10 protein-coding genes are annotated in these 10,855 nt (G+C 71.6%); all 10 read left to right on the top strand.

Annotated elements, in window-relative coordinates; genetic code table 11:
• Positions 1-524, top strand: a 524-nt coding sequence (gene pdxT / locus ACZ6CZ_RS28790; protein ID WP_469026888.1) for a pyridoxal 5'-phosphate synthase glutaminase subunit PdxT, incomplete at its 5' end; no start/stop codon positions are given.
• A gap of 75 nt (positions 525-599) precedes the next feature.
• The gene (locus ACZ6CZ_RS28785; RefSeq protein ID WP_469026886.1) at positions 600-1,352 is read left to right on the top strand and encodes a YebC/PmpR family DNA-binding transcriptional regulator; all 753 of its coding nucleotides are present in this window, start codon (positions 600-602) and stop codon (positions 1,350-1,352) included.
• A 159-nt stretch (positions 1,353-1,511) separates the two neighbouring features.
• The gene (gene ruvC / locus ACZ6CZ_RS28780) at positions 1,512-2,060 is read left to right on the top strand and encodes a crossover junction endodeoxyribonuclease RuvC (RefSeq protein WP_469026883.1); all 549 of its coding nucleotides are present in this window, start codon (positions 1,512-1,514) and stop codon (positions 2,058-2,060) included.
• Entirely contained in the window at positions 2,057-2,662 is a 606-nt protein-coding gene (gene ruvA, locus ACZ6CZ_RS28775) for a Holliday junction branch migration protein RuvA (protein ID WP_469026880.1), read from the top strand. The genes ruvC and ruvA overlap by 4 nt, the downstream gene beginning before the upstream one ends.
• Before the next feature lie 28 nt (positions 2,663-2,690).
• Entirely contained in the window at positions 2,691-3,785 is a 1,095-nt protein-coding gene (gene ruvB, locus ACZ6CZ_RS28770) for a Holliday junction branch migration DNA helicase RuvB (RefSeq protein WP_469026878.1), read from the top strand.
• A 168-nt stretch (positions 3,786-3,953) separates the two neighbouring features.
• Complete coding sequence (gene yajC / locus ACZ6CZ_RS28765) at positions 3,954-4,487, top strand: preprotein translocase subunit YajC (protein ID WP_469026876.1); 534 nt, start codon at positions 3,954-3,956, stop codon at positions 4,485-4,487.
• A gap of 141 nt (positions 4,488-4,628) precedes the next feature.
• Positions 4,629-6,416, top strand: a complete 1,788-nt coding sequence (gene secD, locus ACZ6CZ_RS28760) for a protein translocase subunit SecD (RefSeq protein WP_469026873.1) — start codon at positions 4,629-4,631, stop codon at positions 6,414-6,416.
• Positions 6,417-6,419: 3 nt separating this feature from the next.
• On the top strand, positions 6,420-7,535 hold the full coding sequence (secF, locus tag ACZ6CZ_RS28755; protein WP_469026871.1) for a protein translocase subunit SecF: 1,116 nt from the start codon (positions 6,420-6,422) through the stop codon (positions 7,533-7,535).
• On the top strand, positions 7,532-8,071 hold the full coding sequence (locus ACZ6CZ_RS28750; RefSeq protein WP_469026868.1) for an adenine phosphoribosyltransferase: 540 nt from the start codon (positions 7,532-7,534) through the stop codon (positions 8,069-8,071). The genes secF and ACZ6CZ_RS28750 overlap by 4 nt, the downstream gene beginning before the upstream one ends.
• A 225-nt stretch (positions 8,072-8,296) precedes the next feature.
• Positions 8,297-10,840, top strand: coding sequence for a RelA/SpoT family protein (locus tag ACZ6CZ_RS28745; RefSeq protein WP_469026865.1), 2,544 nt, complete (start codon positions 8,297-8,299; stop codon positions 10,838-10,840).
• Positions 10,841-10,855 lie beyond the last annotated feature (15 nt).

Here is a 10,855-nt window from a genome sequence, read left to right as displayed (position 1 = left end):
TGGCCAGGCCGGTGCGGCGCCCCGAGGAACTCGCCGAGGTGGACGGCCTCGTGCTGCCCGGCGGCGAGTCCACCACCATCTCCAAGCTGGCCGTCCTGTTCGGGGTCATGGAACCCCTGCGCGCACGCGTGCGTGCCGGGATGCCGGTGTACGGCACCTGCGCCGGCATGATCATGCTGGCCGACAAGATCCTCGACCCGCGCTCGGGCCAGGAGACGGTCGGCGGCATCGACATGATCGTGCGCCGCAACGCCTTCGGACGGCAGAACGAGTCCTTCGAGGCGGCGGTGGCCGTCGAGGGCGTCCCCGGCGCCCCCGTGGAGGGCGTCTTCATCCGCGCCCCCTGGGTGGAGTCCGTGGGCGCGGGCGCCGAGGTGCTCGCCGAGCACGACGGCCACATCGTCGCCGTCCGCCAGGGCAACGCCCTGGCCACGTCGTTCCACCCGGAGCTGACCGGCGACCACCGCGTGCACTCGCTCTTCGTCGACATGGTGCGCGCGAACCGGGAGCCGGAGTCCTTGTAGGATCTCCGGGGGTCCCCGAGCCCTCAAGGCCCGGGGAGGTTCGTACAGGATGGGTTACGCGAAGGAGACAGGCAGATGTCCGGCCACTCTAAATGGGCCACGACGAAGCACAAGAAGGCCGTGATCGACGCCAAGCGCGGCAAGCTCTTCGCGAAGCTGATCAAGAACATCGAGGTCGCGGCGCGGACCGGTGGCGCCGATCCCGAGGGCAACCCGACGCTGTACGACGCCATCCAGAAGGCGAAGAAGTCGTCGGTCCCGAACAAGAACATCGACTCCGCGGTCAAGCGCGGCGCGGGCCTGGAGGCCGGCGGCGCCGACTACGAGACGATCATGTACGAGGGCTACGGCCCCAACGGTGTCGCGGTGCTCATCGAGTGCCTCACCGACAACCGCAACCGCGCCGCCTCCGAGGTCCGCGTCGCCATGACCCGCAACGGCGGCTCCATGGCCGACCCGGGGTCGGTGTCGTACCTGTTCAACCGCAAGGGCGTCGTCATCGTCCCCAAGGGCGAGCTGTCCGAGGACGACGTTCTCGGTGCCGTGCTGGACGCGGGCGCCGAGGAGGTCAACGACCTCGGTGACACCTTCGAGGTCATCAGCGAGGCCACCGACCTGGTCGCGGTCCGCACCGCCCTCCAGGACGCCGGCATCGACTACGACTCCGCCGACGCCAACTTCGTCCCGACCATGCAGGTCGAGCTGGACGAGGAGGGCGCCAGGAAGATCTTCAAGCTGATCGACGCGCTCGAGGACAGCGACGACGTGCAGAACGTCTTCGCCAACTTCGACGTCAGCGACGAGGTCATGGAGAAGGTCGACGCGTGACCCGGCCGGCCCCCCGCGCGTGACGCGGCCGCGGGCCGAGCGGTTTCCGGCGGGCCGGTGGGACACGTCCCACCGGCCCGCCGCCGTTGTCAGTGGCGGCGGCTAGCCTGGCGGCACCGTGGATCACCGTCCACGGACCGCGACGGAAGGGGAGGGCGCGTGCGCGTACTGGGGGTGGACCCCGGGCTGACCCGGTGCGGCGTGGGCGTCGTCGAGGGAGTGCCGGGGCGGCCGCTCACCATGATCGGCGTCGGGGTGGTGCGGACGCCCGCCGACGCCGAGCTGGGCCGGCGCCTGGTCGCCGTCGAGCAGGGCATCGAGCAGTGGCTGGACGAACACCGCCCCGAGTACGTCGCCGTGGAGCGCGTGTTCAGCCAGCACAACGTCCGTACGGTGATGGGCACCGCCCAGGCCAGTGCCGTCGCGATGCTCTGCGCCGCCCGCCGCGGCATCCCCGTGGCCCTGCACACCCCGAGCGAGGTCAAGGCCGCCGTCACCGGCAGCGGACGCGCCGACAAGGCCCAGGTCGGAGCCATGGTCACCCGCCTGCTCCGGCTCGCCGCCCCGCCCAGGCCCGCCGACGCCGCCGACGCCCTCGCGCTCGCCATCTGCCACATCTGGCGCGCCCCCGCCCAGAACCGGCTCCAGCAGGCCGTCGCCCTGCACACCGCCACAGCACCGATGACTCCGAAAGGCCGTACGGCATGATCGCGTTCGTCAGCGGCCCGGTCGCCGCCCTCGCCCCGGACTCCGCGGTCGTCGAGGTGGGCGGGATCGGCATCGCCGTCCAGTGCGCCCCCGGCACCCTCTCCGCGCTCCGGGTCGGCCGGCCCGCCCGGCTCGCCACCTCCCTGGTGGTCCGCGAGGACTCGCTGACCCTGTACGGCTTCGCCGACGACGACGAACGCCAGAGCTTCGAACTGCTGCAGACCGCGAGCGGCGTCGGACCGCGCCTCGCCCAGGCCATGCTGGCCGTGCACAGCCCCGACGCGCTGCGCCGGGCGGTCGCCACCGGTGACGAGAAGGCCCTCACCGCCGTCCCCGGCATCGGCAAGAAGGGCGCCCAGAAGCTCCTGATCGAGCTGAAGGACCGCCTCGGCGAGCCGGCCGGCGCCCCCGCCGTCGGCACGGCGGTCACCCAGGGCTGGCGCGACCAGCTGCACGCGGCCCTCGTCGGCCTGGGCTACGCCACCCGCGAGGCCGACGAGGCCGTGACCGCCGTCGCCCCGCAGGCGGAGGCGGCCGAGGGCGCCCCGCAGGTGGGTCAGCTGCTCAAGGCGGCCCTGCAGACCCTCAACCGCGCCCGCTGACCGCCCCCATCCCCCCGAGGCACACCACATGAACTGGGACGACACGACCGACACCCCCGCCGAGGAGCGGCCCGTCGGCCCCGCCGCCGACCGGCTGGTGGACTCGGTCGCCGACCGTGAGGACCAGGCCGTCGAGGCCGCCCTGCGCCCCAAGGACCTGGATGAGTTCATCGGCCAGGAGAAGGTCCGCGAACAGCTCGACCTCGTCCTGCGCGCCGCACGCGCCCGCGGGGCGACCGCCGACCACGTGCTGCTCTCCGGCGCCCCCGGACTCGGCAAGACCACCCTGTCGATGATCATCGCCGCCGAGATGGGCGCCCCCATCCGGATCACCTCAGGACCCGCGATCCAGCACGCCGGCGACCTCGCCGCGATCCTGTCCTCGCTCCAGGAGGGCGAGGTCCTCTTCCTCGACGAGATCCACCGCATGTCGCGGCCCGCCGAGGAGATGCTCTACATGGCGATGGAGGACTTCCGCGTCGACGTCATCGTCGGCAAGGGCCCCGGCGCCACCGCCATCCCGCTGGAGCTGCCGCCCTTCACCCTGGTCGGCGCCACCACGCGCGCGGGCCTGCTGCCGCCCCCGCTGCGCGACCGCTTCGGCTTCACCGCCCACATGGAGTTCTACGAACCGGCCGAGCTGGAGCGCGTCGTGCACCGCTCCGCGCAGCTGCTCGACGTCGAGATCGACCCGGCCGGCGCCGCCGAGATCGCCGGCCGCTCCCGCGGCACGCCCCGCATCGCCAACCGCCTGCTGCGCCGGGTCCGGGACTACGCGCAGGTCAAGGCCGACGGACGCGTCACCGAGGACATCGCGGCGGCCGCCCTCGCCGTCTACGAGGTCGACGAACGCGGACTCGACCGCCTCGACCGCGCCGTCCTCCAGGCCCTGCTGAAGCTGTTCGGCGGCGGCCCCGTGGGCCTGTCGACGTTGGCCGTCGCCGTGGGGGAGGAGCGCGAGACCGTCGAAGAGGTCGCCGAACCCTTCCTGGTGCGCGAGGGCCTCCTGGCCCGCACCCCGCGCGGCCGGGTCGCGACGCCCGCCGCGTGGGCCCACCTCGGCCTGCCCCAGCCCCGCTCCACCACCGGGGGAAACGGACAACAGGACCTGTTCGGGGCGTGACGGCGAGGGCATTGGCGGGGGCAGGAACCCGGGTGCCATGCTGAGCGTTGTTCCATGTACGCGGACTCGCTTAGACTCCGCCGATGCCGCCCTTGCCGGGCGGCGCCGACCACACCCCCATCACATAGGCCGCTCACCGCCGCGGTCGCGCGAAGGAAACCCCGTTACGTGAATACCTTGACCCTCCTCCCCATCATCGGGCTCATCGCGGTCATGTTCCTGATGACGCGCTCGGCCAAGAAGAAGCAGCAGCAGGCTTCCGAGATGCGCAATCAGATGCAGCCCGGCTCGGGCGTCCGCACGATCGGGGGGATGTACGCGACGGTCAAGGAGGTCAACGAGGACACGGTCCTGCTGGACGCCGCCCCGGGTGTCGACCTCCTCTTCGCGAAGAACGCGATCGGCGCCGTCCTCACCGACGACGAGTACAACCGCATCGTCCACGGCATCGAGCACGACCTGAAGTCCGACGCCGACGTCGTCCCGGACGACGCCTCCTCGCTCACCGAGACCGACGAGCCGGCCGCCGACGCTGCCGCCGCTCCCGCCGACCCGGCCGTCGACCTCGGTAAGAAGGACGCCGCCGAGCGCGGCGCGGACGCCGTCCAGGCGGCCGAGGACAAGGCCGACGCCGCCGAGGCCGCCCAGGCGAAGGCCGACGAAGAGCCGAAGAAGCCCGGCGGCGACCCCGACGCGAAGTAGTCACGTCCCGGGGAGCGAGGCGCGCGAGGCTCCTGCCCCGCCCACCCCGGGCGCGTCTGTTTCCCGCACGGGGTCCCGACACCATGTCATGGCCGACCGCGCAGACCAGGCGCGGGGCGGCCCGAGAGGGAGTACGAGAAGGTGGCAGCACCTAAGAAGGGCCGGAGCGCGAGTGCCCAGAGCAAGCCGGGGCGCTCGCTGGCCCTCATCCTGATCGCCATCGTGGCGCTCACCGGAGGCATGTTCGCCGCCGGGCACACCAAGCCGCGTCTGGGCATCGACCTGGCCGGCGGGACGAGCATCACGCTCAAGGCGAAGGCCGACCAGGGCTCCGCGATCAACAAGGCCAACATGGACACCGCGGTCGACATCATGAACCGCCGGGTCAACGGCCTGGGCGTCTCCGAGGCGGAGGTGCAGACCCAGGGGACCGACAACATCATCGTCAACATCCCCAAGGGCACCAACTCCAAGGAGGCCCAGCAGCAGGTCGGCACCACCGCCAAGCTGTACTTCCGCCCGGTCCTGGCCCAGGAGGCCAGCGTCCCGGCCGGCGCGTCGAGCCCGTCGCCGAGCGCCTCCTCCACCGGAGGCGCCTCGCCGACCCCGTCGGGCAGCGCCTCCTCCGACGAGAAGGCGTCCTCGTCCTCCACCGCGTCCCCGTCGGCCTCCGCCACCTCGCAGGGCCGCGCGCTCACCGACGCGCTGAAGGCCGACGCGTCGCCCTCGGCGTCCGCGACCTCCTCGCCCTCGGCGTCGGCGTCCGCGTCCGGGGCCCCTTCGGCCACCCCCTCGGCCTCCGCCGACCCGGCGACGGCCAAGCTCCAGGCGCAGTACGCCGCCCTGGACTGCTCCAAGCCCGCCGTCCGCGCCACCGCCGGAAAGAACGCCAAGCCCAGTGAGCCCACCGTGGCCTGCGGCCAGAGCGACAAGGTCTGGTACAAGTACGTGCTCGGCCCGGCCGGCGTGGACGGCACCGAGGTGAAGAAGGCGCGGGCCGTCTTCGACACGCAGGGCGCCGCCGGCTGGCAGGTCCAGATGACCTTCACCGACAAGGGTGCCGACAAGTTCGCCGACGTCACCGGCAAGCTGGCCAAGAACCAGTCGCCGCAGAACGAGTTCGGCATCGTCCTGGACGGCGAGGTCGTCTCCAGCCCCTTCGTGCAGAACGCCATCACCGGTGGCCAGGCGGAGATCTCCGGCAGCTTCACCCAGAGCGAGGCGCAGAACCTCGCCAACATGCTGTCGTACGGCGCGCTGCCGCTGACCTTCCAGGAGGAGAGCGTCACCACCGTCACCGCCGCCCTCGGCGGTGACCAGCTGCACGCCGGTCTGCTCGCCGGTGCCATCGGCCTCGCGCTGGTCGTGATCTACCTGGTGGTCTACTACCGCGGCCTCTCGCTCGTCGCGATGGCCTCCCTGGTGGTCTCCGCGGTGCTCACCTACGTGATCATGGCGCTGCTCGGCCCGGCCATCGGCTTCGCGCTGAACCTGCCCGCGGTCTGCGGTGCCATCGTGGCCATCGGTATCACCGCGGACTCGTTCATCGTGTACTTCGAACGCATCCGGGACGAGATCCGCGAGGGCCGCACCCTGCGCCCCGCCGTGGAGCGTGCCTGGCCGCGCGCCCGGCGCACCATCCTGGTCTCCGACTTCGTGTCGTTCCTCGCCGCCGCGGTGCTGTTCATCGTCACCGTCGGCAAGGTCCAGGGCTTCGCGTTCACGCTCGGTCTGACCACCGTGCTCGACGTGGTCGTGGTCTTCTTCTTCACCAAGCCGCTGATGACCCTGCTGGCCCGCCGCAGGTTCTTCGCCGACGGCCACAAGTGGTCCGGCCTCGACCCGAAGGGCCTGGGTGCCAAGCCGCCCCTGCGCCGCACCCGCCGTCCCGCCGGTCCGGCCGGCCCCGTCGAGACGAAGGAGGCGTGAGCCATGTCGAAACTCGGTAACATCGGCGCCCGGCTGCACCGTGGCGAGATCAGCTACGACTTCGTCGGCCACCGCAAGATCTGGTACGGCGTCTCCATCCTGATCACCATCACGGCCATCCTCGGCCTGGCGGTGCGCGGCCTGAACATGGGCATCGAGTTCCAGGGCGGCGCGGTCTTCACCACGCCGAAGGGCATGAGCACCTCCGTCGCCGCGGCGGAGGACTTCGCCCGGGAGGCCTCCGGCCACGAGGCGATCGTCCAGAAGCTCGGCAACGGCAGCATGCGCATCCAGATCGCCGGCATCGAGACCGACAAGTCCGACCAGATCAAGCAGACGCTGGCCAAGGACCTGAATCTCGACCCGGAGAAGCTCGCGGCCGACCTGGTCGGACCGAGCTGGGGAGAGCAGATCGCCAACAAGGCCTGGGAGGGCCTGGCGATCTTCATGGTGCTCGTCGTGATCTACCTGGCGATCGCCTTCGAGTGGCGCATGGCGGTCGCGGCCCTGGTCGCGCTGATCCACGACATCACCATCACGACCGGTATCTACGCCCTGGTCGGTTTCGAGGTCACGCCCGGTACGGTCATCGGTCTGCTGACCATCCTCGGTTACTCGCTCTACGACACGGTCGTCGTCTTCGACAGCCTCAAGGAGCAGACCAGGGACATCACCAGGCAGACCCGCTGGACGTACTCCGACATCGCCAACCGCTCGATCAACGGCACCCTGGTCCGCTCCATCAACACCACGGTGGTCGCGCTGCTGCCGGTGGCGGGCCTGCTGTTCATCGGCGGCGGCTTCCTCGGCGCGGGCACGCTCAACGACATCTCGCTGTCGCTGTTCGTCGGCCTCGCGGCCGGTGCGTACTCGTCGATCTTCATCGCCACGCCGCTCGTCGCCGACCTCAAGGAGCGCGAGCCGCAGATGAAGGCCCTGCGCAGGCGGGTCATGGCCAAGCGGGCGCAGACCTCCGCCGAGGAGTCGCCGGCCGTGTCCCGGTCCGCCGCCGACGACGAGGCCGACGGCGAGGACGCCGCGCCCGCCGTGGTCGGGCCGCGCAACCAGCCCGCGTCCCGCGTCCGGGGCCGCGGCCGGCCCTCGGGGAAGCGCCGATGACCGGCGTCCAGGAGTTGCTGCTCTCCCGGATCCGGGACGTCGCCGACTACCCGGAGCCGGGAGTGATGTTCAAGGACATCACCCCGCTGCTGGCGGACCCGGCGGCCTTCACGGCCCTCACCGACGCGCTCACCGAGATCGCCGAGCGCACCGGCGCCACCCGGATCGTCGGCCTGGAGGCCCGGGGCTTCATCCTCGGCGCCCCGGTCGCGGTCCGGGCCGGGCTCGGCTTCATCCCCGTCCGCAAGGCGGGCAAGCTGCCCGGGGCCACCCTGCGCCAGGGCTACGACCTGGAGTACGGCTCGGCGGAGATCGAGGTGCACGCGGAGGACGTGGCGTCCGGCGACCGTATCCTGATCGTCGACGACGTCCTCGCCACCGGCGGCACCGCCGAGGCCGCGATCCAGCTGATCCGGCGCGCGGGCGCGCAGGTCGCCGGGGTCGCGGTCCTGATGGAGCTGGGCTTCCTGGACGGCCGCGCCCGTCTGGAGGCCGCGCTGGAGGGCGCGCCGCTGGAGGCGCTCCTGCTGGTCTGAGCGCGAGGCCGCCCCGGATTCCCCGGGGCGGCCTCCGCCCGTTTCCGGCCGCGGTGCCCCCGGGCGCATCATGGGGGTGTACGCCCCGCTGCACGGCCCCGACGCCTCCCGGAGTCCGGCGGCCGGTCCGCGGGTCCGCCTGGAGGCGATGCCGAAGCCCAGGATCGCTACCATGGGGTCTCCGGAGCCTGACCGGGGGACCCGGATCGTGCACGAGGAGTCCTCTTGCCAGACGAGGCCCAGCCACTGACCGCCGCCAAGCCCGAGCCCGGCTCGACGCCCGCGGCCAAACCCGCGCCGCGCGCACCCCACGCGACGAACGACCGCGGGCCGGTGGAGCACGCCCAGTCCGCGCCCGTGGACAAGTCGGCCGACCAGTCGCGCCCCAAGCCCGCCCCGGCCGAGCGCCCCGCGCAGACCCCGGCGCAGCCCCCCGTCGTGCGCCCCGCGGCCGCCCCCGCCGCCCGCACCGGCTCCTCCAACCGCGTGCGCGCCCGCCTCGCCCGCCTCGGCGTCCAGCGCGCCAACCCCTACAACCCGGTCCTGGAGCCGCTGCTGCGGATAGTGCGCAGCAACGACCCCAAGACCGAGAACGCGACCCTGCGCCAGATCGAGCGCGCCTACCAGGTCGCCGAGCGCTGGCACCGCGGGCAGAAGCGCAAGAGCGGCGACCCGTACATCACGCATCCGCTGGCCGTCACCACCATCCTCGCCGAGCTGGGCATGGACCCGGCCACCCTGATGGCCGGGCTGCTGCACGACACCGTCGAGGACACCGAGTACGGCCTGGACCAGCTGCGCCGCGACTTCGGCGACACCGTCGCCCTGCTGGTCGACGGCGTCACCAAGCTGGACAAGGTCAAGTTCGGCGAGGCCGCGCAGGCCGAGACCGTGCGCAAGATGGTCGTCGCCATGGCCAAGGACCCGCGCGTCCTGGTCATCAAGCTCGCCGACCGCCTGCACAACATGCGCACCATGCGCTACCTCAAGCGCGAGAAGCAGGAGAAGAAGGCGCGCGAGACGCTGGAGATCTACGCGCCGCTCGCCCACCGCCTCGGCATGAACACCATCAAGTGGGAGCTGGAGGACCTCGCGTTCGCGATCCTCTACCCCAAGATGTACGACGAGATCGTGCGGCTCGTCGCCGAGCGGGCGCCCAAGCGCGACGAGTACCTGGCCATAGTGACCGACGAGGTCCAGACCGACCTGCGCGCCGCTCGCATCAAGGCGACCGTCACCGGCCGCCCGAAGCACTACTACAGCGTCTACCAGAAGATGATCGTCCGCGGCCGCGACTTCGCGGAGATCTACGACCTGGTGGGCATCCGCGTGCTCGTGGACACGGTCCGCGACTGCTACGCCGCCCTCGGCACCGTGCACGCGCGATGGAACCCGGTCCCCGGCCGGTTCAAGGACTACATCGCGATGCCCAAGTTCAACATGTACCAGTCGCTGCACACGACGGTCATCGGACCCAACGGCAAGCCCGTCGAGCTGCAGATCCGCACGTTCGACATGCACCGCCGCGCCGAGTACGGCATCGCCGCGCACTGGAAGTACAAGCAGGAGGCGGTGGCCGGCGCCTCCAAGGTCCGCACCGACGTACCGAAGGCCGGCAAGAAGGACGACCACCTCAACGACATGGCGTGGCTGCGCCAGCTGCTGGACTGGCAGAAGGAGACCGAGGACCCCAGCGAGTTCCTGGAGTCCCTGCGCTTCGACCTCTCCCGCAACGAGGTCTTCGTCTTCACGCCCAAGGGCGACGTCATAGCGCTCCCGGCGGGTTCCACCCCGGTGGACTTCGCGTTCGCCGTCCACACCGAGGTCGGCTACCGCACCATAGGAGCACGGGTCAACGGCCGCCTGGTGCCGCTGGAGTCCACCCTGGACAACGGCGACCTGGTGGAGGTCTTCACCTCCAAGGCGCCCGGCGCCGGCCCCTCCCGGGACTGGCTGGGCTTCGTCAAGTCACCGCGGGCGCGCAACAAGATCAGGGCCTGGTTCTCCAAGGAGCGCCGCGACGAGGCGATCGAGCACGGCAAGGACGCCATCGTCCGGGCCATGCGCAAGCAGAACCTGCCGATCCAGCGCATCCTCACCGGCGACTCGCTCGTCACCCTCGCCCACGAGATGCGCTACCCCGACATCTCCGCGCTGTACGCCGCGATAGGCGAGGGGCACGTCTCCGCGCAGAACGTCGTGCAGAAGCTGGTGCAGGCGCTCGGCGGCGAGGAGGCGGCCACCGAGGAGATCGACGAGAGCGTGCCGCCGTCGCGCGGCCGCGGCCGCAAGCGCCGCTCCAGCGCCGACCCCGGCGTGGTCGTCAAGGGCGTCGACGACGTGTGGGTCAAACTGGCCCGCTGCTGCACGCCCGTGCCCGGCGACCCGATCATCGGGTTCGTCACCCGGGGCAGCGGCGTGTCGGTGCACCGCAGCGACTGCGTCAACGTGGACTCGCTGTCCCGCGAGCCGGAGCGCATCCTCGACGTCGAGTGGGCGCCCACCCAGTCCTCGGTATTCCTCGTCGCCATCCAGGTCGAGGCGCTGGACCGCTCCCGGCTGCTGTCGGACGTCACCCGGGTCCTGTCCGACCAGCACGTCAACATCCTCTCGGCGGCCGTCCAGACGTCCCGGGACCGGGTGGCCACCTCCCGCTTCACCTTCGAGATGGGCGACCCCAAGCACCTCGGCCACGTCCTGAAGGCGGTACGGGGCGTGGAGGGCGTCTACGACGTCTACCGCGTCACCTCGGCGCGCAGCAGGTCGTAGCGCGCGGCACCGAGA

This window comes from Streptomyces sp. NPDC041135 (assembly GCF_055592085.1).
Note: the sequence above shows the minus strand (reverse complement) of the source record. Positions and strands in the feature narration are given on the sequence as shown.

Bases quoted from the DNA above. Each gene is read 5' to 3' on its own strand.
- ACZ6CZ_RS28750 (WP_469026868.1), top strand. From the start codon at position 7,532: ATGACCGGCGTCCAGGAGTTGCTGCTCTCCCGGATCCGGGACGTCGCC.
- ruvA (WP_469026880.1), top strand. From the start codon at position 2,057: ATGATCGCGTTCGTCAGCGGCCCGGTCGCCGCCCTCGCCCCGGACTCC.
- ACZ6CZ_RS28785 (WP_469026886.1), top strand. From the start codon at position 600: ATGTCCGGCCACTCTAAATGGGCCACGACGAAGCACAAGAAGGCCGTG.
- secF (WP_469026871.1), top strand. From the start codon at position 6,420: ATGTCGAAACTCGGTAACATCGGCGCCCGGCTGCACCGTGGCGAGATC.
- ruvB (WP_469026878.1), top strand. From the start codon at position 2,691: ATGAACTGGGACGACACGACCGACACCCCCGCCGAGGAGCGGCCCGTC.